The sequence below is a fragment of the Tenacibaculum sp. M341 genome, from assembly GCF_004337695.1.
GTDB lineage: Bacteria > Bacteroidota > Bacteroidia > Flavobacteriales > Flavobacteriaceae > Polaribacter.
On sequence record NZ_SJXJ01000004.1, the window covers coordinates 58835 to 83170 of the forward strand.

A 24336-nucleotide genomic window follows, 5' to 3' on the forward strand; every position below is an offset into this window, starting at 1 on the left:
TATGGGACTGGAATTTTTTGACAATCCGCAAACAACCAATATTATTGAGTTACGCGATATCCATCAGTCATACGACAATGGAAAAGTAGAAATTATCAAAGATTTAAATTTTCTGGTAGAAGACAAACCTATGCAAGGGCAATTTGCGGCTATTTTAGGAATGTCTGGTTGTGGAAAATCTACTTTGTTAAGATATATTGCAGGGTTACAACAGCCTACACAAGGTACTGTTTTAGTAAAAGGAAAACCTGTAAGTAAAGAGAATAGGGTAAGTATGGTATTTCAACAATACTCTTCTTTGCCATGGATGACTGTTTTAGATAATGTAGGACTAGGTTTACAGTTTCAAGGTGTTTCTAAAAAAGAGCGTGATGAGCGTTCCATGGAAATGATACAGTTGGTAGGTTTGGATGGACACGAAAAGAAATATGCACAATATCCAAATCTTTCAGGAGGACAGTTACAAAGAGTTGCTATTGCTAGGAGTTTAATGTCGAATCCAGAAATTTTATTAATGGATGAGCCTTTTGGAGCACTTGACATTAAAACTAGATTACAAATGCAAGATTTATTAATTGGTATTTGGGAAAAATTTAGTCCTACTATTTTATTTGTTACACACGATATTCAAGAAGCAGTGTATTTAGCTGATGATATTTTTATAATGAAGCATGCACCTTCCAATTTTGTAAAACATATTAATGTAGACTTACCTTTTAATAGAAATAGAGAAACCAAAAGACTCTCTCACTTTGATGAATTAGTTCACGAAGTAGAAGACGCTATGATGCAAATTGACTCTGAGAGTTAGTTTTAGAATAGTTTTGCTAGTCTGTTAGAAATTAATAATTTTGCAGACAGTAAAACTATTTTATTTTTTTAAAAAATTATTATGAAAAAACTTTCTCAACTGTTGTTGTTATTTTTTCTATGCACAACAATTAACTTACTAGCACAAGTAACAGAATTAGCCGATGTAAACTTTAAAGCTATTAATATTGGTAATCATGGTCAAGGAGATTATACAAAAAGTATTATTCTTTTGCATGAAATGTATAATGGAACTAAAATAAGTAAAAATTATGCAATAGGTAAAATAACAGCTATGCGTGGTGGTACTGGTGCATGGAATAGAACAAATGTAGTTAATGTAAATACATCTAGTGCATATACAGGTACAAGTGGAGCTATAACCAGTATAAATACAGATAGTACTTGGAAATTAATAACAGTTATGTACAATACCAAAAAGTACATGGCATTACAAGTTCCTTATTCTGCTTCTTGGCATCATTTAGGTTTTCAGTTTGAAGGATGGACTAAATCTACTGCTGAGAATATGAAGGTGATTCCATATGAAAAATCTGGAAATGTTTTAAATGCAGAAGTAGCAAACAGTATTCAAGATTTTTCTCTAAATATGATAGAATATCATGATGTAGCTAGATTAATTTTAAATGGAAAAATGGGTATAGGTACTACCGATTTAGGGGCAGAAACCTTAACAGTAAAAAGTACAGTTAATATTGGGGGGAAAGGAAACGGTTCTTTAAAAGTTAGACATGTAAATGGTAAGGCTGCAGATAGTGATGCTTTTTCTAGTTTATATCTTAATTATGGAACAGGTACAGATGTTGTGATTGGTAAGAATGATAAAAAGTCAGATTTATTAGTTTATGGTGATGCCTTTGTAGGAAATTTAAGTACTAGAAGGTATCTAAAAATAGCCTCTAAAGAGTGGCCTGAAATAAGATTTCAAACACCTACAAGTGACAGAGAAATGAGATTAGGTGTTGCACATGGAGTGAGCTCTTTTTATGGTACAGAAGAAGGAGATTTATATGTGTATTCTGCTACTTCTGCATCAATGCCTTTTATTATTAGAAGAAATGCTGATATCGCATTAGGGCTTAAAAAAGGTAACGTGGGTATTGGTACAAATGACACTAAAGGTTTCAAATTAGGAGTTAAAGGAAGAATAGCTGCACAAGAAGTTAAGGTTGCATTACACGATAATTGGGCAGATTTTGTTTTTTATGACGATTATAAGTTGCCAACATTAACAGAAGTTGAAAATCACATTCAAGCAAAAGGACATTTAAAAGATATTCCAAGTGCTAAAGAAGTTGCTGAAAATGGAATTTTTCTTGGAGATATGAATGCAAAATTATTACAAAAAATAGAGGAACTAACGCTTTATACAATTCAACAAGAAAAGAAGTTAGAAAAGCAAAATTCTGAAATTGAATTGCTAAAAAAACAAGAAAATAAAATCAAAAAACTAGAAGAAGAAAATAAAGTATTAAAGTCTTTATTAGAAAGAGTTGAAAAATTAGAGAAAGCTACCAAATAAGCTATTACTCTTGATATTATAATTAAGGTAATCAAAAAAATATCTTATTTTTGGTTACTGCAATAAGTGTTGCATTTTTAATGGTTAAGTTTCAAATAACACCATAATTATGCAACATTTTTTATTTTAAAGCTATGTACACTCAAAAAAACTACCAAATAATAGATCAGCTATTTACAAAGCTATCACCTACAGATCAACAGCATTTTTTTAAAGGAAAATCAATAAATCCATTACATGTTTTTAAAGTATCGTCTAATTTTCCATCGGTAAAAATTAAAGATGAAGATATATTAGTATTATATTCTTCCGAAGGAAATAGAGAAAGTTTTGACATTATAGTTACTTCTAAGTTTGTACATACAAAACAAGAAAAATTGGCTTTATGGCAAAATTCTTTTGATAGTGAGTATTTTGTAAACTTTACAAAAGAGCATGTAAAATGGTTAAAAGAAGTAGTATCTGAAGTAGCTTTAAAAGAAAAAGAAGAAAAAAAGAATTTAGAATATTTTACCAATAAGTTTAAAGACTTTGTAAATCAGAAAGAAGATACAGAACAAGACTTTGCAATTGATTATGAGTTTTTAGAAATATTAAAAAACGAAGGAGAAAAAATTCAACTATTAGCAGAAGATCTAAATAGAAACAAACAATTCTCTACTGTTATAAATACTATTGTAAATACATCGGACGATGCCGTAAAATTTGTCGCTGAACATGTAATTTTACAAGATATCATTAAAGTTTACAATAATGTTGCTGATTTAAATGATTCGAAAAATGTAGCTGCTAATTACAAAGTAAAATTCATTTTAGCCTTTTTATTTGAAAAGCTTCAAGGGAATGATATGATAAGCTCTTTAACTATTGAGCGTATCAATAAATTTGTAACTTCTGATAGTTTTGATAAAAACATTGAAATTATAAAAGATGCTAAATTATTTGATTTAGGAGAAGATTATAAAAAGGAGTTTTTATTGCCATCAATTCTTAAAAAACTAAAAAATAAACACTTTATAAACTCTGGAGCGTTTTTATATCGTGTAGCTTCACTCATAGCTAAAGCAGATGGAGCTATTTCTGAGGAAGAAGAAAAAGTATTAGAACAGATTAATGAAAAAATAAATCATCCAAAACAAAAACTACAAGGTGTAAAAACAACAGAAGTAGATGAAGATGAAACACTGAACGATGTTTTAGATGAATTAAATGAATTAATTGGGCTAAACAATATAAAAACAGCCGTACAAGAATTAGCAAACTTCTTAAAAGTTCAAAAGTTAAGAGAAGAAGAAGGATTGAAAGCGGTAAATAACTCTCTGCATTCTGTTTTTATGGGACCTCCTGGAACGGGTAAAACTACGGTTGCACGTTTGGTGTCTAGAATTTATAAACATTTAGGATATTTAGAAAAAGGACATTTAATTGAAACCGATAGAAGTGGTTTAGTAGCAGGGTATGTTGGTCAAACAGCATTAAAGGCAGAAGAGGTGATAAATACTTCTATAAATGGGGTTTTGTTTATTGACGAAGCGTATGCTTTGAGTAAAGATAATAAGAAGGATTTTGGAAATGAAGCTATTGAGATTCTACTAAAAAAGATGGAAGACCATCGTAAAGAATTAGTAGTTATTGTAGCGGGGTATCCTGATGAGATGAAAGATTTTATCAATTCAAATCCTGGGTTACAATCTCGTTTCAATAGGTATTTTACTTTTGAACATTACAAGCCAAGTGAGCTTTTAGGAATTTTTGAGTTGTATTGCAGGAAAAATGATTTTGTACTCACGGAAGATGCCAAGGAAAAGATGTTATTTATTTTCGATAAGTTTTATGAAAAGAAAGATAAAAACTTTGGAAATGCTAGGGTAGCAAGAAATTTATTCGAGAAAATAATAGAGTATCAAGCAAATAGAATTGTATCAATAACACCGATAACAGCAGAAATCTTAAAAACAATTACAGAAGAAGATATTCCGCCAGTAAATAAAACAATAGAAAAGTATTTACAGTTTCAAGAGAGCGAATAATCCTCTGAAGTTTGTGTTATAAAAAAATAAAAGCCATTATGATGAAGCGATAGCGGAAGAAGTAATCTGCTAATTGTTATTCTAGTGGTCAAATAAATAAGAGATCTTAAAAAAGTAATAATCCCTATGCTGCATATAGAAAAAGTAATATCATATTATCAAAATTGTTACAAACATGAGTTTAAAGATCAAGATTTTTTAAACTTTTTCGGAACCAATATTGATAAGAGAATTTTTCTTAAAAATGAAAATGAACTTTTTAAGGAAGAAGATACTACTTTTTTAAACTTAGATTTTGGTGAAGAGTTATACAAGTATATCGAGATTCATAAAAAAACAAAGTCATTATTAGCGTGTAGCTTTTTTATTACAGGCTCTATTACTTTTTTAGGCAAAAAAAGAACTATTTGTGCGCCTTTAATTCTTACTCCTGTAGAGTTAAAACTCAATAATAGTGGAATCTATTATTTAGAGTATCATTTTAGTGAAAACAGAATTAATGAAACGTTACTAACCAATTTAAAAAGTAATTTTAATTTAAATGAATCTTTTGTATTAGAGGTAAAATCACTGTTAAAAGAAACTCAAATACAAAAAGTAGAGATTCAGGAAATTGCTAAAAAAATACAAGAATACATAACTATTGATAGCAGTTCTTTAGAGGAATTGCCAGTTTTAGTAGATGATAAAGTTTTAAAGAAAGATTTAAAAAAGGCTTCATTAAAAATACATCCGAGTATTGCATTAGGAATTATAGAAAAGTCGAAATCTAATCGAGATGTTTTAACAGAATTAGAAACTATTAAAGAAAATCATTTATACAATGATACTTTAGAAGCATTATTCTCAAGAAGTGGTTCAAAGAACACTAGTTCAAAAAAACAACTGAGTTCTGCGGCTTACGTACCATCCAATTTAAGTGCGCCTCAGAGTGCTATTATCAAATCTGTAAAAAACGAAAGTCCTTGTACGGTAGTAGTTGGACCGCCAGGTACTGGAAAATCATACACAATTGCTTCTATTGCTGTTGATTTGGTATATAATAATAAAAGTGTATTAATTTGTTCTAAATCGGAGCAAGCAGTGAATGTTTTAAATCATAAAATAAGTACCGATTTAGGTATTAAAGGTTTAACATTAAGGGTAGGAGCAGGTAGAAGTTATAAAACCAAGGTAAAAAACAAGTTAGTTTCTATTTTAAGTTATAATAATCCGATAGAAGCTAGTAGTAACTACATAAAAGAAAGAGAGAAAGAACTTTCGGGAACAAAAGATAAAATTAGAGAATTAGAAGAGGAAATTAAAAGTCGAGAGAAAAAAGAAATTGAAAAAGCAGAGTTGTTACTCGATTATAAACCTTCTTTTTTTAAGAGAATTAAGAAGAATTATGTTTCTAAAAAGGTATTAAAAGAATTTCCTTTTTGGAATTTAATAGAATTGTTAGGGCATTATCTTCAAAAACGAAATAGTATTATTAAGAAGATCGTAACTGAAAGAGCTTCTTATAAAATTCAGCAATCATTACGAACTGATAGAGCTACATTATCAGAATTATTAACGATAGCAAAGTCTAAAAATCCAGAGGTAAAAGATGGATTGTTGGAAAGTATTAATTTTAAAAAGATTGTAGATTGTTTTCCAATTTGGATTTCTAAAACCACCGATTTAAACACATTTATTCCGTTAGAAAATGATTTGTTTGATGTGGCAATAGTTGACGAAGCTTCACAATGTGATATTGCTACAATGATTCCGGTATTGGCTAGAGCTAAAAAAATAGTGGTGGTAGGTGATCCTAAACAATTGAAACATATTTCATTTCTTTCTTCTGAAATAATGGAGAAAACAGCCTCAGATCTAGGTTTAATTCATGAAATTGATGTTGTAAACTACAGGAAAAATAGTTTTTTAGATTTTATTACTTCAAAAGTAACTGAGCAAGAGAACTTTCATTTTTTAGATGAGCATTACAGAAGTGTTCCTGAAATTATTAAATATAGCAATGCTAAGTTTTATGATGAAAAGCTAAAGGTAATGTCAACGATTAGTATTCATGATACCTCACATGGAATTCATTGGGTACAATGTAACGGAACTAAAAACAAAAGAGGTGTTAATGAAGCAGAAGCTATTAAGTTGTTAGAAGATGTTGAGACATTAATTAAAGAGGAAAGCGATATACCAAGTTCTGCAGCTACTTCTATTGGAATTTTATCTCCGTTTAGAGATCAGGTGAATTATTTACAGCGAAAATTAGAAACATTTGATTTGTCTGTAATAAAAAAACATAAAATATTAATAGGTTCTCCTTATGATTTTCAGGGAGAAGAACGAGATTTTATGTTTTTAACTTTTACTATAGATAATGAAACTAGCTCAGCTGTTTTTAATTATTTGAATAGAGAAGACGTTTTTAATGTAAGTATTACAAGAGCAAAACAAAAACAGTTTTTATATTATTCTTTCGAAGCAAAAAACTTTAGTAATTCTCATTTATTAGTTGATTATTATGCCGATACAAAGAATTACTTAAGTCAGTTAACCGAGAACACTTATGCAGATAGTTTTGCAGATGAAGTTTGTGAAGCTTTAACTGAATTAGGAGTAGCAAAAGATAATATGATTGTAAATTATGATATTGCTGGGTATACTTTTGATATAGTAGTAGCAACTGAAACAAAAACAATTTGTATTGATTTAATAGGATATCCTGGAGAAATGGGAGATGCTTTTTCTTTAGATCAATACAGAACATTGTTGCGTGTAAATATTCAAATTATAGCAATGCCATACGCATACTGGTCGTTAAATAAACAGGCTTGTATTGATTATTTAAAAGGTAAGTTAAAGTAACCAGTTTAGATTTCCTTTTTAGTTTGTATTGATTGTTACATAAAGTAATGAAAGAAGAATTAAAAGATATAATAAATACAGCTAGTATATCTGTATCAGATACAGAAGAAAGATTATTAATTCAATCAAAATTTAAGCTTTTTAATAAATTCAATTTTGGTATTCTTTTCTTCTTAGTTGGTGGCTTGTTTTTAATATTAGTGTCTTTTTTAAAAGGGAATGATTTACTTTCTATAATTCTTGGTACTATTTTAGGTGGAATTATGGTTGTGTTTTCATTATATGTGATTATAAAACAGATAATAGATTTTGTTGAAGTAACAAATAATGAAATTAGATTCATGGATGGGTTTAAAGTGAAAGTATTTCTTCTTAATTCAGATATGAAGATTAAATTGAAAAGAGAAACCCAATATGTTAGTTCACAATCAAGTTTTGGATCTTATTTTAGAAATATTGAATTGTATTTGATAAATGACAATACTGAGTTTCGAATATTTAATTTTCAAGTTGATGAAAAATATTCAAAAGAAGCTGGTATGTTAGGTGTTAAACTAGCAAGCTTAATAAAGAAAAGAATATAACTTAAATAAGTTTCTTAGATCTTGAATTAGATATTTGTTTGATTAATAAAAACGATAACTATCTTCGCAAAAAATAGAGAAATGATTACCGAGAAGGATATTTCAAGAGATATTAATAAAACGATTAAATCACCAATTAGAATTGGTTCTTTAAATGATTTAAATATAGATTCAGCTACTTTTTTAGAAGCTTTTATCCCTTTTTTTAATGATCTTGAAGATGATGTTTACTTGGTGAGAGAAAAACAAATTGATTTCCTAAAAAAGCATTTTACTACAGATATAGAATCAATTGAAAGTATTCATAAATCTTATTTTGAAAAAAGAGTAGGAGAAGAAGTATTAACGCCTTGGTTAGAGAAGTTATCAGAGGAACAGAAAACTCTTTTTTCAAGTATTTCAACAATAACTCGACAAAGAAATATTTCATCTTTTTTAGTAGAAAAAATAGAAGAAAGTATTGAGATAAAAAGAATATATCCAGAATCATTCAATCAAGAAGTTGCTGATTTTAGAAGTTGGGAACGTGTGTTTAAGCAAGCGGAGAAGGAAGTTGTAGATAATGAATTATTTAAAGAATTACTTTGTAATGTTTTTAACTTGGTACAAAGTATTCATCCAGAAATAACGAAGCTTAAAATCACTAGCCATTTTATGCGTACTATTAGTCAAGGAAAAATAAAAGGAGAGAATTCCCCGGAAGGAGTTCATGAAGATGGAACACCTTACATTATGTCAGCTTTAGTTATAAACAGAAAAAATATATCTGGAGGTGAAACTCAAATATATGAGCAGGTAAAAGAGGGGAATGAATTGATTTTTAGTAAGGTTTTAAATCAGGGTGAGTTTGCATTTCAAGCAGATACCGGTGAAGAAAAAACATTCGGAAATGATTTGTGGCATTATGTAACACCAATAAGTCCTGTTAACATAAATGAAAAAGGAATTAGAGATGTTATTGGTTTAGATATTGAAATGTTCTAATATAACACTGTTTGTTTAGGATAAAACACAACTTATTTTATCTAAAGAAGAACCATAATCAAAGTTAAAATCAATATGTACTAAATCACCAGCTTTTACCTCTTGAGTATTGGTAGTTTTTAAAATTGTAGGCGGCATTAAACTATCGGTTCCTGTAAAATTAGCTCCTTCTGTAACTTCTACATAAGATTCTAAATACAGCGCATTTACTGTACCAGAAAATAAAACAGGTACGGAAAAACTTAAACGGACTCCTTGTTTCTTTTCTTTAAGCAACTCAATTTCATTTACTAAAAATTGTTGCGTTAAAAACATTGGTTGATGTCTGGTAAACATAACAGGGTAGTGATGAATGTTATCATCAATTTGAGCTTCGCACAAACGAGCAAAGTTTACAATTCTATTTGGAAATAAATTCCCGTTAGGTTTTAAATAATCGCGCATGTGTTGAAATATCTGTACCTGAAATTCATTAGCACAATAAATACTCATAAGTTCACCAATTACATGATCAACTCTTTCAGGTAATTCAACAGTTAATGCATCAGCAAAAATAACTTCTACTTTATCTGCCCAATCGTATTTTGCAATTTCCTCTTTAATAAAAGGAATTAAATCTGGATTATTTTCAATTAAATAAGCCTTTTTAACAAAAGGCATGTAAAGCTTGGTAAGTGGAAGTGTGCCAACTCCAACTTCACAAACAACAGCATCTTTAAAATTATTATGAATTTGAAAAGCTTTTTTAAACGCATTAACACGTTGTAAGTCAGTTTCCATTATTTTGTAATAAATTTCTGGAAAACCGTAATGTTCTTCGTCAAAGGTTTGAGCTTTTAATAAACTATACTTTAAATTATCGTAATTATCAATAATGTTGTGGTGTAATTTATCAATCATACATATTAAATTTGAGGTAAAAGTAGCACTTTTTATTCTTTGTTTAAAAGATGTTTTGCGTTATTCGTAAACAGTATTGTTGTTTAATAAATTGATTTCTTCACCTGTTTCTTTAATGGTAACATACAAATCTTCATACACCCATTTTTTATCTACTCTAATACCTTTAACTACTAAAACACCTTCACCTTTTGTACCATGTATTCCAATAGAAAAATCTACATGCCCATCATCATTGTTTATTGATATTTCTCCGTTAGGAAATCCAGAAGACTCAATATCATCACCTAAATATTCAACAACTTTTTCATTATTACTAGCTAAAATTACAGCATCTTCCATTGGGGAAGAATCTACAAGTGCATTAAAAATTCCAAAAGCAGCAGTTCCTACTCCAAATACAAAAACTAAAATCATAATTAAGCACCCAGAACAGCAACCAACAGGTAATAACCAAGGCCAATTTTTACCAATCCAACTTTTTTCGTTTCTATTTTCCATACGTATGTTTTAATTTGAAAGATATAAAATTTTAGATTCATAGAAGAGTTGAACAAAGAAAGCTTTTTAAAATAACAGGTCAAAAAACAGGTTATATGTTATTTAGTTTTTAATTTTGCGAAAAATTTTTACAGATTGAAACCAATATCAATAACATCTTTTGCTTCTATATCTGCACTTGGAAGTAATACAGAGAATGTTTGGGAAAGTTATAGCGATGATGATCATAGAATTAAGCAGCAAGAATTTGAAAATTTTTCTGCTTGGACGGCAGCTATTTCTGAGGAAGATAGAAAGTTACTTGATGAAGTTAAAAACTCTGACAACAAGTACAAGAATTTAGATGATACTGTTTTATTTAGCTTGTTTTGTGCAAGAGAAGCAGTAAAAAAATCGAATTGGGGTACACATGATAATTTTGGAATCAACATTGGGTCTTCAAGAGGAGCCACTAGTTTATTTGAAAAATATCATAAAGAATTTTTAGAAACGGGGAATTCATCAACGTTAAGCTCACCTACAACGACGTTGGGTAATATTTCATCTTGGGTAGCGCACGATTTGCAAACTGAAGGACCAGAGGTTTCACATTCAATAACCTGTTCCACGGCTTTACATTCATTATTAAACGGAGTTGCATGGCTTCAATCGGGTTTATGTGATAAATTTTTAGTTGGCGGAAGTGAAGCTCCGTTAACAGATTTTACGCTGGCTCAAATGAAGGCTTTAAAAGTTTATTCAAAAGAAACAGGAAAGTATCCATGTAAAGCTTTCGATTTTACCAAAACAAAAAACACTATGGTTTTGGGAGAAGGGGCTGCTGTGGTTTGTTTAGAAAATGAAATCTCAAACAAAACAATTGCTAAAATAGAAGGAATTGGATATGCTACTGAAATTTTAAAACACAATACATCGGTAACAGCCAATGCAGAGTGTTTTCAAAAATCGATGAAAATGGCTTGCAAAAATATAGCTTTAGATGAAGTTGATGCCATTGTAATGCATGCTCCTGGTACAATGAAAGGAGATACATCTGAGGTAAATGCAATCAAAGCTGTTTTTGGTGATCATAGCCCTTTTTTAACAACAAATAAGTGGAAGATAGGGCATACTTTTGGCGCTTCAGGGTTATTAAATTTAGAGTTAGGTTTATTAATGCTAACAAATCAAGAAGTAATTGCAGTGCCTTATGCTGAACAACAAGAACAACCAAAACAACTGAAAAAAATTATTGTAAATGCTGTTGGTTTTGGTGGTAATGCTGTTTCAGTTTTAATTTCAAAATAATATAATAATACAATTACTTTTCCTACATTTGGTGAAGTAAACAAATGACTTTATGAGCGAGACTAGACATAATTGGACGAAAGAAGAAATTTTAGCGATTTATAATAAGCCGATGATGGAGTTATTGTATGAAGCAGCAACTATTCATCGCAAACATCACGATCCGAATACAGTACAAGTATCTACGTTATTATCTATAAAAACTGGTGGTTGCCCAGAAGATTGTGGTTATTGTCCACAAGCAGCTAGGTATCATACCGATGTTGAAGGAAACGATTTAATGTCTGTTCAACAAGTAAAAGCACAAGCATTACGTGCTAAGTCTTCAGGAAGTTCTAGAGTTTGTATGGGAGCTGCATGGAGAAATGTAAAAGATGGACCAGAGTTTGAACAAGTTTTAGAAATGGTACGTACCATTAATAAACTTGATATGGAGGTTTGTTGTACTTTAGGTATGTTAACCGAAAATCAAGCTCACCGTTTAGCAGAGGCAGGTTTATATGCATACAATCATAATTTAGATTCATCTGAAGAGTATTATAAAGAGGTAATCTCTACTAGAGGTTTTGAAGATAGATTAGAGACTATTGATAATGTTCGTAAAACAAATGTAACAGTTTGTTCTGGTGGAATTATTGGTATGGGTGAGGCTATAGAAGATAGAGCTGGAATGTTAGTGGCACTTTCTACATTAAATCCACAACCAGAATCAGTACCAATTAATGCTTTAGTAGCGGTTGATGGTACACCATTAGAAGATCAAACACCAGTTTCTATATGGGAAATGGTTCGTATGGTAGCTACTACAAGAATTGTAATGCCAGAAACGCAAGTTCGTTTATCTGCTGGTAGAACTACAATGAGTCAAGAAGGACAAACAATGTGTTTCTTTGCAGGAGCAAATTCAATTTTTGCTGGTGATAAATTATTGACTACGCCAAATCCTGATGTAAATGAAGATATGAAGTTATTTAAGTTGTTAGGCTTAAATCCTCAAAAACCATTTATTAAAAAGATGCAACCAGAAACAGTTGAAGCTGAAGATTCAAAATACCAGAACTTAGGTGAAAAGCCAAAATGGACCAGACCTGAGCATAAGATTGAAAGAAACGAGCAGAAGAAGCAAGAAGCAAAAGAGAAGAGAGCTTTAGAAGTGAAAAAAAGCTAAATTCCCTTTATCATAAAAACTATAAAGTACTTAAAAGTGTAAAGTTACATTTTTAAGTACTTTTTTAGTTTAATAAAAAGTTCCATTCCCTGTCTATTACCAAGTGAATTATAACATTTGTCCATTGTTTCAATTTCAAAATAGGGTTTAAATAACTCAAGGTACGATGCTTTATTTCCTCCAAAAGGAGGATGATCACTATTTAATTTAGCATCAAATAACAACCCGACTAATTTTCCATTATTTTTGAGTAAATCGAGTGTTTTTTGAACATATGTCGCTCGCTTTTCAGGATTAATTGCACAAAAGAATGTTTGTTCTATAATTAAGTCAAAACGACCCTCTAAATCAAAATAGTTTTTATGGATAAGTTGTTCTTCAGGAAAATTTATAACTCTCTCTTTAAAGTTAATCAAAGGTTCTCTTGAAATATCTACAATATAAACATTTTTAAATCCTTGTTGAAATAAGTATTCAGCTTCGTATGAATTCCCAGCTCCAGGAATTAATATTTTAAGATTTTTATTTGCTAATTGATCAAAGTACGCTTTTAAAGGAGTTGAAATTTCACCTAAGTCCCAGCCTGTTTTTTGACTCTTATATTTGTTAGTCCAAAAATCTTCAGATAAATCAATCATGTAAAATTAATTTTGTCGTTAAATTTAATAAATTTGTAGTTTTTTTAACTTTCGTTAGGGAGAATGATTCCAAATTAGATCGTAACATTTTCTTAACTTTGCGATTATCTAATATTAACAGATGAAATTACAATTGCAACAAATAGATAGAGTTGAAACTATTACTAAAGAAGACTTTATCAAAAACTATTTTAAGCCGCAGAAACCTGTGGTTATAGAGCGATTTATTGAAGATTGGCCTGCATATTCTAAATGGTCTTTAGAATATATGAAAGAGGTAGCTGGTGATAAAACAGTGCCTTTATATGATGATCGTCCTGTAGATTACAAGGATGGGTTTAACGAGCCTCATGCAAAAATGAAAATGAGTGAGTATGTAGATTTATTGAAGCGTGAGCCTACAAAATTTAGAATTTTCTTATGGAATATTCTTAAAGAAGTTCCTATTTTACAAAAAGACTTTTCGTATCCTGATTTTGGTTTACGTTTAATGAAAGGTTTACCAATGTTGTTTTTTGGAGGAACGGATTCTTATACATTTATGCATTACGACATAGATTTAGCAAATATTTTTCACTTTCATTTTGAAGGAAAAAAGAAGTGTATTTTATTCGATCAAAAACAGAATAAACACTTGTATAAAATTCCACATTCATTAATTACAAGAGAGGATATTGATTTTAATAATCCTGATTTTGAAAAGTGGCCAGCATTAAAACAAGCCCAAGGTTTTGTAGCAGAATTAGAGCATGGAAATGTTTTATACATGCCAGAAGGATATTGGCATTATATGCGCTATATAACGCCAGGTTTTTCTATGAGCTTACGTGCAATAGCAAGAAAGCCTAAAAACTTAGGAAAAGCTATTTACAACGTGTTTGTCATGCGAACAATTGATAATATCATGCGTCGTATCAAAGGTCAGAATTGGATTGACTGGAAAAATGAGCAAGCAATTGTAAGAACTAATAAAGTAAATAATATTTCTTCTTAAGAAATTGATGTAATATTTTAAATAAAAAAACACCTGCAAATTTGAATTTGCAGGTGTTTTTTATGCTTCTTTTTTGGGTAAACTAAGTGTAAATAAATTTTAAATTTTTTACAGAAAAACAAAAAGGGGGAAAACCCCCCTTCTTTATTTTTAAATAGTATTGTTTTTATTTTTAAATTGTTAGATACAAAATAACAACCTCATGAAAACATGTCCTCACTGTGGTTCTTCAAACAGAATAAGAAGAAGAAGAACTAATTTTACCAAACATTTACCTTTTATAAAACGATATAATTGTTTAGATTGTAGAAAAGACTATTATTGGTTCTCATTTTTAAATGTTCCTTTAAAAGCTAAAGCTTCTTAAGAACAATTAATTTTATTTAAATAGCTTCACAATATCGTTTCCATTTGCTAACAGTAGTAAAGCTATTAAAATAACAAAACCAACCATTTGAGCATATTCTAAAAACTTATCCCCTGGTTTTTTTCCTGTAATCATCTCCCATAAAGTGAACACAACATGTCCACCATCTAAAGCAGGAATAGGTAATAAGTTCATAAAACCTAGCATAATTGATAGTAAAGCTGTGATATTCCAAAATGATTTCCAGCTCCATATAGAAGGGAATATTTTACCAATAGAAATAAATCCACCTACACTTTGTGCTCCTTTTTTAGTAAATACATACTTAAATTGAGAAATATAATCTTTTAAAGTCCAGTAGGCTTTACTACTACCTACAGCAAAAGATTCACCTAAAGAATAATCTTTATGATATGTTTCTAAAGCTGCTTTGTAAACTTCAATATCAGAATTAGGAGCTACACCAATCTTTTTCTCTTCAATGTTTTTAAAAGAAATTTCAAACTTTTTACATTCATCTTCGCCTTTTCTTTCAATTTCTAAAGAAAGCTTTTCGTTTGAACCTTGTGTAAGCTTCATAAATTCTTCCCAGTAATCAATTTTAGTACCATTTACCGCAACGATTTTATCTCCTTTTAAAATACCTGCTTTTTCTGCAAGTTGATCTGTTATAACAGTATCAATAACAGGTTGAAAAATTCTTTCTCTAAAAGGTTGCATGTCTCCATTTTTCCACATGATTGATCCTATATTTTCAGGAACAGATAATGTTTCAGTAGTACCATTTGTATGTTGTACATCAACAGTTTTTACATCACGTAGAAATAAGAATTTATTGATGTCTGATACATCTTCTGGAGTTTCACCATTTATTTTTAAAACTTTATCACCACTTTCAAAACCATAAGGCTTCATAAATTCAGCAACAGCAAAACCATTTTTTACTCCGTCAGGTGCAATATTAGTATCTCCCCAATAAGCAGTAACACCTACATAAATTAACCAACCTAATATAAAGTTTACAATAACTCCACCTAACATTATAATTAAACGTTGCCAAGCTGGTTTAGAACGGAACTCCCAAGGTTTTGGATCTTCTTTTAATTGCTCGGTATCCATACTCTCGTCAATCATTCCTGCAATTTTTACATATCCTCCTAAAGGAATCCAACCAATACCATAAACAGTTTCTCCAACTTTCTTTTTGAACAAAGAGAATTTGTAATCGAAGAATAAGTAGAACTTTTCAACTTTAGTTTTAAATAATTTAGCAGGAATAAAATGTCCTAGCTCGTGTAAAACAATAAGTAATGATAAACTTAAAATGAATTGCGATGCCTTTATTAAAATTTCCATAAATGGTTTTTTGTGTCGTAATTTATAAGGTGCAAATGTACATTTTTATAAAGAGTTGTAAAAACGCCTATCATTATGAGTTGGATGTTTTAACAAAGATTTTAGGAAAGCTTTTTATTAAGCAGTATTTTTGTAGTTCCAATTACTATTGAAATGAATTTTCGCTTTTTTAAAAAATCTAAATACACTTTTTTCTTTTTAATTACTTTTACTATAGTTTGCTTACCTTTTTATTACTTTTTGGTTCGTACTGATTATAAGTTACCAATTTATAATCCAGCAGATGTAAACCCAAAACTAGTAGATAAATCAATTAGAATGTTTACTAAAAACCATACAATTGCAGATTTTGAATTGACAAATCAAAATGGTAAAACAATTACTCAAAAAGACTATGAAGGAAAGATTTATGTGGCAGATTTCTTTTTTGTGACATGTAAAGGAATTTGTATTCCGATGTCAAATAATATGAAAGAGCTTCAGAAAAAATTTGAAAAAGATGATGATATTATGTTTTTATCACATTCTGTAATTCCTGAAATGGACAGTGTACCTGTACTTAGAGATTACGCAACAAGAAAAGGAATTATTGATGGTAAATGGAATGTTACAACAGGTAGTAAAAAGCATATTTATGAGCTTGCCAGAAAAAGTTATTTTGCCGTTTTAGATGAAGGAGACGGAGGTTTGCAAGATTTTATTCATACCGAAAACTTTATCCTTATTGATAAGGACAAACGAATAAGAGGTATGTATGATGGAACAAAGTTTGAAAACGTCGAAAAAATAGTTAAAGATATTGAGTTGCTAAAAGAAGAGTATGAATAGTACTACTTCTTTTTATTCCCTTCTCTATCGTAAGTTTTATTAAGTTCTTGTTCAGTTTTAATAACAGAAACAGCTAATGAAAGTAACATTAAAGCCATTGGTTGCCAAGTAATATCTGGTTTTATATAGGCAAAAAACAAGCTAGCGACTAAAGTAATACTTGCATATATTAAAAGTTGCTTTCTGAAAAATGTATTGGCTTGTTCCCAAATTTTATCATTAATAATAGTTCTATTCGTCCTATATCCATACAATGCATTTATTTTCTTTGGAGGGAAAAAATAAAAAACTAAACTAAGAGCAAATAATAATCCGTTTACAGATAATACGTAATAAAATGGGTTCATTTAAATGTTTTTAAATTAATTTTTCATAGGTCTCATTAAACCTTCTTGAGCAACAGAGGCGATTAATTTACCATCTCTAGTGAAAATGTTTCCGCGAGCAAAACCTCTGGCGCCAAAGGTACTTGGACTTTCAATAGAAAACAACATCCAATCGTTAAAATCGAAATCACGATAAAACCACATTGAATGATCCAAACTCGCCATTTGAGTATTCATAAAGTTTGCTTTACTAGCATTTGGGTTTAAGCAAGCGGTTAAAATATTATAATCAGAAATATACGTTAATATTTGCTGTTTTATATCCAGTGAAATATCAGCAACATTTCCTTTTAATTTAAACCAAACATTTACTAATGGAGTGGTATCTTTTCTTTCTAAGAAGTTTTTAACTTCAACAGGTTTAAAATCTATTGGTCTGTCAATACTTAAAAAAGCTTTTAAGTTTTTGGGTAAAAAATCATTGAATTTAATAAGCATTTCAGTCCAGCTTAATAATTCTTCTGGCTGTTTTATGTTTTTAGGAATTGCAATTTGATGTTCATAACCTTCTTCTTTTTTATGAAAAGAACAAGCTAAAATAAATATGGTTTCATCTTTTTGAGTAGCAGTTACTCTTCTAGTAGAAAAACTTCCACCGTCTCTAGCTTCATCAACATGATAATTTATTGGAGTATCTAATTTACCAGCTTCTAAAAAATAGGCATGAAGTGAATGTAATATTCTATTTGATTTAATAGTTCTACTGGCGGCATTTAATGCTTGAGCTAAAACTTGTCCGCCAAAAACATTTGGACTACCAATAGCTCTACTAATTCCTTTAAAATTATTGTTACCTTCTTCTTCTAATAAAAGTATGTCTAAAAGGTCTTGTACGTTTTTCATAACGAGTACTCAATTAGGATTAAATAGTTTATTTGCTAAGTTAGTTAACTTTTTTGAATGGAAACTTTTGTGCGAAAGATGTAGGTTGAATTTTATGTGTAAAAAAGCTTAATATTTTATTAGGAATACTGTTTTTATGACGAAAGTAAATTGTTAAATCTTGCGGAATAGCTCCTACAGAACTTTTGATTTCACTAGCTGTTCTACCAAAATTTATTTGATGTAGTTTTTGATCAATAGCTATTTTAATATAATCATATAGCATTCTTTGATAAATAGCGTATTCTCTGTTTAAATGATAGTCAATTCCAACAAAGTGAGCGTCTAAACTTTTTTGATTGATCATAGCTGATAAAAAACCAACTAATCTTCCTTTTAATAAATAACCTTTTATGATGTAATTTTCTTTTAAGTTCTCTTTTAGGCTTTTGTAAGTTAAAACATTAAACATACCTAAATTAAACCCAGCTTTAGAAGATACATTCTTGTATAATTTTTTAATTTGATCAGAAAATTCATCAAAATTATGCTCATCAATAATTACTTCTTCTAAAGTAAAACTTCGTTCTATGGCTTTTTTAGCTTTTACACGAAACTTTGTTTTTACAGCAGCTAAATAATCATCAAAATGATTCCAATCTGAATGAATATGCATCACCATGTTAGGTTCTACATTGAAAGAATGGTAATTGTATTCTAATAATTCATTAGTACTAGACAGTGATTCTTTTTCAAAATCTTTTAACATAAATCCACTTATTTTATGTTTAGATTGCCTCTCAACATTTACAAAATGGACAACTGATTTTGCCAACTCTTGAATTACTTTTTGTTTTGACTCATTTTCTTTAATAAATATTCCGTGTTCACCACTTACAAAAGTGTTTCCGCAAGTAAGAATTTTTAAAGGTTTTTCTGAAGAAAGTATTCTTAGTTTTCTACCAATCGTTTTTATTTTATCAACAAAACTTTGTAGTTCGTTTTTAATGCTATCTAGATAAAAATTTACTATTTGAACAGTTGCAAATGCAATCGGGTTTTGATGATTATCAAGTAAAATAATATACCAAAATTCAATATCTGGATGATGAGTTGCTATGGAAGACAAATAAGTTGGATCAAAATACAAATTATTGGTACAATTTAGATTCTTCCATATTTCTTCAGGAATATCATAAATCGAATTGTAAAACTGAGCGTTATGTACTGTTTTGCAAAAGTTCAAATAGCTAATTAATTGGTTATGTTTGTTGCGGAGTACAATTTAAGAATTTGTATTTCAATTTTAGATGTAAAGAACTAAAATAAAAATGTCTGTTTAAGTCATTAATACTTAAACAGACAAATAGTTTTTAGATATGAACTTTAAATTAGTCTTTTTTATTTTCTAATTTATCAAGTCTTTTCTGAATTTCTAATAATTTAGAATTTAATGTTTTTAACAATTCATTTTCTTTTTTTAAGTCTTCAATTTCTTCTTTTTGTGATTGTAAACTTTTCTCTTGCTGAATTGTATATAGGGTTAACTCCTCGATTTTTTGTAATAATTTTGCATCCATTTCACCTAAATAGATACCATTTTGTGCTACTTCTTTAGCACTAGGAATATCTTTTAAATGACCTTTTTCTTTAATGTGATTTTCAACTTCTGTAAGTGTAGGTAGTTTGTAATCGTTGTAAAAAACAAAATCAGCCCAGTCTGTTTCTACTTTAATTTCTTTTGCTCTAATTTTTCCATTTACAGCTAATTTCCAATCACCGACATTTGTAGTTCCAATACCTAATGCCCCACCAAAAGAAGACATTTGCCCATTACCTCTTAAATTTGTCTTAGATCCAAGAGAGAAAAAACCATACTGCCCAGCAGTATTATTAGCTAAATGCATGTATATTTTTTGAGTATTACCTGATTCAGAAATTACTAATGCTTTATCTTTATTAGGATCTGTTTTTTGACGAATTTCTAATGGCGCTTCAGGGTTTGTAATTCCAATACCTAAATCACCACCAAAAGAAGAAACTTGACCGTTACCTCGTAAATTGGTTTTACTTCCTAATGAGAAAAAACCATACTGCCCAGCAGTATTATTAGCTAAATGCATGTATATTTTTTGAGTATTACCTGATTCAGAAATTACTAATGCTCTATCTTTATTAGGATCAGTTTTTTGTCGAATTTCTAACGGAGCGTCAGGATTCGTAATTCCAATACCAAGATTACCATTTTCTAACATTTGCAATCCTTTGTTATTTGCATCAGTGCTAGAGAAAAGTTTGGATCCAGAAGGAAGGTTTATTAATCTTGGAGGGTTGCTTTTTAAAATGTTCTGACTGTTAGCTCCTGATACAGATGCAATTACTTTTCCATGAGACCAAGAGCTCTTCATTACTAGATATATACCTATACTCCCACTGCTTTCTGAATATGCTTCAATATTAACATTATGCCATAAATTACCATGCCTGTTTGTTAAATAGCCTTTAAATCCACCTCTGTTTGCAAAGTACATCTCTTCTGTTTTTTTTGCAGAACTAAAAAAAGAACCTCCTATTAATTTTACAGTTAGTATTTCACCTGAAGCGGAATTAGAAATAGGTAATTCTGCAAACTTATAGTAGTAAGTGTTTTCATTTGGACCACGAGAACCAGGATCAAAATTATAATCTTCTTGTGCATAAATTACATCTACAATAGATAAAAAGATCACAGCAACAAATGCAATTTTAAATTGTAATTTCATAATAATTTGTGTTTTCAATTTTTTTAAAAGCACAAAGGAACAAAAAATATTTTTGTTCCTTTGTATATAATCGTTTTTAAAATAGTGTTTTAAATTATTTTTTGTCTTTTAAAAGTTGAGAAACTAATTTTTTCAAAGTTTCAACTTCTTTCTCTAGTTTCTCAGTCTTCGTTTTTTCAGCTTCTAAAGTTTTAATCTTTTTCTCTTGCTGAATAGTATACAGAGTTAATTCTTCTATTTTCTGTAATAATTTAGCATCCATTTCACCTAAATAGATACCATTTTGTGCTACTTCTTTAGCACTAGGAATATCTTTTAAATGACCTTTTTCTTTAATGTGATTTTCAACTTCTGTAAGTGTAGGAAGTTTGTAATCGTTGTAAAAAACGAAATCAGCCCAATCGGTTAAGTTTAAATCAACACGAATTTCTTTGGTATGAATTTTACCATTTACAGCTAGTTTAGCAGTTGGTTTTATGGTACCTATACCCACGTTACCTGAGTTAGATACTGTAAAGTTATACTTAGAATTAGTTATATCATAAATACTAAAACCATTAGTATTAGCTCCAACTTGCCAATTCAACAAATTAGTACCATTAGGATAAAACTGAATCCAAGAGTGTTTCCCATTTGCTCCTTGTAATTTTAACTGATGGTGGTTAGAACTACTTACAATGTGTAAAGGATTAGAAGGTGTAGTAACCCCAATCCCCACATTACCATTACCCTTCACAATCATTTTGGTTGATAAACCTAAGTTGTCTGCTCTATAAGAACTGGAAGTAGTAGCAAATCGAATCTCTGATGATGATCTAATCCCTCCACCTCGACTACTCTTATTTCTGTAGAATTGTATATTGGCTTCTGCACCTCCGTTGTTATCTGTGAACTTTTGGTATATTTTACTCCCTTTTTGTTCTACATTACCAGAAGCAAGATATAAGTCAGAAAACTTGGTATCGCCGCCATAAATAGATGTTAACACTTTTCCTGTACCAGTTTTAGTACTACTCTCATGAGTTCCAAAGTTTGTATTATGTTGATGAACGGTTTGAGTTGGTGCAACGCCTGTAGGTAGAGTAACTATGTTTATTTCACTACTCAATGCTTCAATTGTAAAGTAATACCTTCCTGCATTTGGACTTGTAGTTTTATAAGACATAAAATAACTCCCGTTATTATCGCTCTCAATTTTTATGGTTCCTTGAGTATATCCTCCTGATGTTGTTTTAACAAATATATCCTTATGATGGTTTACTAAAATTTCTGCTGTAAAATTACCAACATGATTACCAGTATGACTAGTTGCAGAAATTTTAACATTAGAAGCTAATTGACGACTTTTTGTTGTTATTTGGTAGACCTTAACATAACTATTAGCTATTGGCACATTAAAATTTTTAGATACTATTTGAGCATTTAAAATAAGAGTCACTCCCATTAAAGCAAAAAATGCAATTTTTAATTTCATAATAATTTAAGGTTTAATTTTTTTAAGAAGCGCAAAGGTGCAAAAAAATAAATTATTTTTTGCACCTTTTATACTATAGTTCTAAAAAAGAATCTTTTAGATTAAAGAAGTAAAGAAAAATCTCAATACTAATATCTAACACTAATAAGCTCTTTTATTATTTCCTTCGTAAAAATTAATAAAAGCTTGGTTAACTACTCTATGACCACCGTTTGTAGGGTAATCACCAGTAAAATACCAATCACCTTTGTTTTTTGGACAAGAATTATGTAACCCTTCAACAGTTTGATAGATAATTTCAACTTCAGCGTTTACTTCTTCAGTCTTTAACATTTCGCCAATTTTCTTAGAGATTTCTTCATCTGTAAATGGAGCGTAAATTTCTTTTACAAAATTAATAATGTTATCGTTATTTTCAATCAACTGCTGTTCTTTACACTTCTTGTAAACTTCGTCAACAATATGATACTGATCAGTTTCTTTTAACAATGCTAAAGCAGCTTTAAAAGCAATAAAATCACCAATTCTAGCCATGTCAATACCATAACAATCAGGATATCTAATTTGAGGAGCAGAAGATACAACCACTATTTTCTTCGGAGATAGTCTATCTAAAATTTTGATAATACTTTTCTTTAAAGTAGTTCCTCTAACAATACTATCATCAATAATTACTAAATTATCAGTAGGTTTTACAACTCCGTAAGTAACATCATATACATGTGCCACTAAATCATCACGACTGCTATCATCGGTAATGAAAGTTCTTAGTTTAGCATCTTTAATAGCTATTTTTTCAAATCTTGGTCTTTGCGATAAGATTTCAGTAACTCTTTCTGCTGATAATTTACCATTTCCAGCTAAAATATCTGCTGTTTTTTGCTGGTTCAATACATCTTCAGCAGCCTCCATCATTCCGTAATAAGAAGTTTCAGCAGTATTTGGTATGTAAGTAAAAACAGTATTAGCAATATCATCATCAATAGCTTTTAATACCTCAGGAAAAACATATTTTCCTAAATTTTTACGCTCTTGATAAATATCAGCATCACTACCTCTAGAAAAATAAATTCTTTCAAAAGAACATGATAATTTCTCTCTTTTCTTAAGAACTCTCTCTACAGATGTTGTTCCGTTTTTCTTTATAATTAAAGCTTTCCCTCTAGGAACTTCTTTAATTTCATCAATAGGTACATTAAATGTAGTTTGAATAACCGGACGTTCAGAAGCAACTACTACTACTTCGTCGTCTTTATACCAAAAGGCAGGACGAATTCCTGAAGGATCTCTTAAAACAAAAGCATCACCATGACCTAATAAACCAGCCATTGCATAACCTCCATCCCAATTTCTTGAAGAACGTTTTAAAATGCGTTGAACATCTAAATGCTCTTCTATAAACGGAGAAGCTTGTTTTTTGTTAAAACCAGCTGCTTTTGCTTTTTTGTAAGTATCGGCAACTTCATCTTCTAAGAAATGACCGATTTTTTCCATAACAGTTACTGTATCAGTAGCTTCTTTTGGATGTTGCCCTAAGGTGATTAATTCTTTCATTAATTCACCAGAATTTGTCATGTTAAAATTACCAGCAACAATTAAGTTTTTATGTTTCCAGTTACTTTGACGTAAAAAAGGGTGTACATTTTCAATGCTATTACCACCAAAAGTACCATAACGAACATGACCTAAAAACAAGTTACCGATGTAAGGCATATTTTCTTCTTGCCAAGCAACATCATTAATTTTATCTTCATTTTTCTCGAAAATATCATTAATTCTGTTGTTAATTTGACCAAAAATATCTTGAATAGGTTGTGTTTTGTTTGATCTAATTCTGCTAATATATCTAGTGCCAGGGTCTACATTAAATTTTATACTAGCTAAACCTGCACCATCTTGACCTCTATTATGTTGCTTTTCCATAAGTAAGTACAACTTATTTAATCCGTAAAAAGCAGTACCATACTTTTTCTTGTAATAATCTAGAGGTTTTAACAATCTTACAAGTGCTATACCACACTCATGTTTTAACTCGTCACTCATTCTTTG

At 29.9% G+C, this 24336-nt stretch carries 21 protein-coding genes; 11 read left to right on the forward strand and 10 right to left on the reverse strand.

What is annotated here, in order from left to right; translation table 11 throughout:
* Nucleotide 1: 1 nt before the first annotated feature.
* The 6 genes from EYW44_RS05520 to EYW44_RS05545 all read left to right on the forward strand — a co-directional run bounded on the left by EYW44_RS05520 (nt 2) and on the right by EYW44_RS05545 (nt 8804).
* Complete coding sequence (locus EYW44_RS05520) at nt 2–811, forward strand: ABC transporter ATP-binding protein (protein ID WP_132722677.1); 810 nt, start codon at nt 2–4, stop codon at nt 809–811.
* Between the two features lie 81 nt (nt 812–892).
* A complete protein-coding gene (locus EYW44_RS05525; RefSeq protein ID WP_132722678.1) occupies nt 893–2353 on the forward strand; it encodes a hypothetical protein in 1461 nt (486 codons plus the stop codon).
* A 134-nt stretch (nt 2354–2487) separates the two neighbouring features.
* On the forward strand, nt 2488–4383 hold the full coding sequence (locus EYW44_RS22455) for an AAA family ATPase (protein WP_207893754.1): 1896 nt from the start codon (nt 2488–2490) through the stop codon (nt 4381–4383).
* A gap of 126 nt (nt 4384–4509) precedes the next feature.
* Nucleotides 4510–7236 carry an AAA domain-containing protein gene (locus EYW44_RS05535; protein ID WP_132722679.1) on the forward strand — a complete coding sequence of 909 codons (2727 nt, stop codon included), beginning with the start codon at nt 4510–4512 and terminating at the stop codon, nt 7234–7236.
* 47 nt (nt 7237–7283) lie between these two features.
* On the forward strand, nt 7284–7820 hold the full coding sequence (locus EYW44_RS05540; protein ID WP_132722680.1) for a hypothetical protein: 537 nt from the start codon (nt 7284–7286) through the stop codon (nt 7818–7820).
* A gap of 81 nt (nt 7821–7901) precedes the next feature.
* Nucleotides 7902–8804, forward strand: coding sequence for a 2OG-Fe dioxygenase family protein (locus tag EYW44_RS05545; protein ID WP_132722681.1), 903 nt, complete (start codon nt 7902–7904; stop codon nt 8802–8804).
* A gap of 15 nt (nt 8805–8819) precedes the next feature.
* On the opposite strand, the gene EYW44_RS05550 is transcribed toward EYW44_RS05545, so the two are convergent.
* Together EYW44_RS05550 and EYW44_RS05555 are read right to left on the reverse strand one after the other, a co-directional pair.
* Nucleotides 8820–9704, reverse strand: coding sequence for a hypothetical protein (locus tag EYW44_RS05550; RefSeq protein ID WP_132722682.1), 885 nt, complete (start codon nt 9702–9704; stop codon nt 8820–8822).
* Between the two features lie 60 nt (nt 9705–9764).
* Entirely contained in the window at nt 9765–10205 is a 441-nt protein-coding gene (locus tag EYW44_RS05555; RefSeq protein WP_132722683.1) for a cytochrome c oxidase assembly factor Coa1 family protein, read from the reverse strand.
* A gap of 135 nt (nt 10206–10340) precedes the next feature.
* On the opposite strand from EYW44_RS05555, the gene EYW44_RS05560 reads away from it, so the two are divergent.
* Both EYW44_RS05560 and bioB read left to right on the forward strand, forming a co-directional pair.
* Nucleotides 10341–11492, forward strand: a complete 1152-nt coding sequence (locus EYW44_RS05560) for a beta-ketoacyl synthase N-terminal-like domain-containing protein (protein WP_132722684.1) — start codon at nt 10341–10343, stop codon at nt 11490–11492.
* 52 nt (nt 11493–11544) lie between these two features.
* On the forward strand, nt 11545–12660 hold the full coding sequence (gene bioB / locus EYW44_RS05565) for a biotin synthase BioB (protein WP_132722685.1): 1116 nt from the start codon (nt 11545–11547) through the stop codon (nt 12658–12660).
* A 44-nt stretch (nt 12661–12704) separates the two neighbouring features.
* Here the strand turns inward: bioB and EYW44_RS05570 are convergent, their stop codons facing one another.
* Nucleotides 12705–13298: a methyltransferase domain-containing protein gene (locus EYW44_RS05570; RefSeq protein ID WP_373681047.1), complete on the reverse strand. Its 594-nt coding sequence runs from the start codon at nt 13296–13298 to the stop codon at nt 12705–12707.
* Between the two features lie 121 nt (nt 13299–13419).
* Between EYW44_RS05570 and EYW44_RS05575 the strand changes: the two genes are divergently transcribed.
* Both EYW44_RS05575 and EYW44_RS22110 read left to right on the forward strand, forming a co-directional pair.
* On the forward strand, nt 13420–14292 hold the full coding sequence (locus tag EYW44_RS05575) for a cupin-like domain-containing protein (RefSeq protein ID WP_132722686.1): 873 nt from the start codon (nt 13420–13422) through the stop codon (nt 14290–14292).
* Nucleotides 14293–14494: 202 nt separating this feature from the next.
* Nucleotides 14495–14659, forward strand: coding sequence for a hypothetical protein (locus EYW44_RS22110; RefSeq protein WP_165872162.1), 165 nt, complete (start codon nt 14495–14497; stop codon nt 14657–14659).
* A 12-nt stretch (nt 14660–14671) separates the two neighbouring features.
* On the opposite strand, the gene rseP is transcribed toward EYW44_RS22110, so the two are convergent.
* Nucleotides 14672–16015 (reverse strand): RIP metalloprotease RseP, encoded by a 1344-nt coding sequence (gene rseP, locus EYW44_RS05580; protein WP_132722687.1) that lies wholly within the window; start codon nt 16013–16015, stop codon nt 14672–14674.
* Between the two features lie 153 nt (nt 16016–16168).
* Here rseP and EYW44_RS05585 point away from each other — a divergent pair, with 153 nt between their 5' ends.
* On the forward strand, nt 16169–16843 hold the full coding sequence (locus EYW44_RS05585; protein ID WP_132722688.1) for an SCO family protein: 675 nt from the start codon (nt 16169–16171) through the stop codon (nt 16841–16843).
* Nucleotides 16844–16845: 2 nt separating this feature from the next.
* Here EYW44_RS05585 and EYW44_RS05590 read toward each other — a convergent pair whose 3' ends face one another.
* The 6 genes from EYW44_RS05590 to EYW44_RS05615 all read right to left on the reverse strand — a co-directional run bounded on the left by EYW44_RS05590 (nt 16846) and on the right by EYW44_RS05615 (nt 24330).
* Complete coding sequence (locus EYW44_RS05590; RefSeq protein ID WP_132722689.1) at nt 16846–17190, reverse strand: SdpI family protein; 345 nt, start codon at nt 17188–17190, stop codon at nt 16846–16848.
* A 15-nt stretch (nt 17191–17205) separates the two neighbouring features.
* The gene (locus EYW44_RS05595; protein ID WP_132722690.1) at nt 17206–18072 is read right to left on the reverse strand and encodes an acyl-CoA thioesterase; all 867 of its coding nucleotides are present in this window, start codon (nt 18070–18072) and stop codon (nt 17206–17208) included.
* Nucleotides 18073–18112: 40 nt separating this feature from the next.
* On the reverse strand, nt 18113–19297 hold the full coding sequence (locus EYW44_RS05600) for a peptidogalycan biosysnthesis protein (RefSeq protein WP_132722691.1): 1185 nt from the start codon (nt 19295–19297) through the stop codon (nt 18113–18115).
* A 145-nt stretch (nt 19298–19442) separates the two neighbouring features.
* Nucleotides 19443–20813 carry a hypothetical protein gene (locus tag EYW44_RS05605; RefSeq protein WP_132722692.1) on the reverse strand — a complete coding sequence of 457 codons (1371 nt, stop codon included), beginning with the start codon at nt 20811–20813 and terminating at the stop codon, nt 19443–19445.
* Nucleotides 20814–20907: 94 nt separating this feature from the next.
* A complete protein-coding gene (locus EYW44_RS05610; RefSeq protein ID WP_132722693.1) occupies nt 20908–22287 on the reverse strand; it encodes a tail fiber protein in 1380 nt (459 codons plus the stop codon).
* A 141-nt stretch (nt 22288–22428) separates the two neighbouring features.
* On the reverse strand, nt 22429–24330 hold the full coding sequence (locus EYW44_RS05615) for an amidophosphoribosyltransferase (protein ID WP_132722694.1): 1902 nt from the start codon (nt 24328–24330) through the stop codon (nt 22429–22431).
* Nucleotides 24331–24336 lie beyond the last annotated feature (6 nt).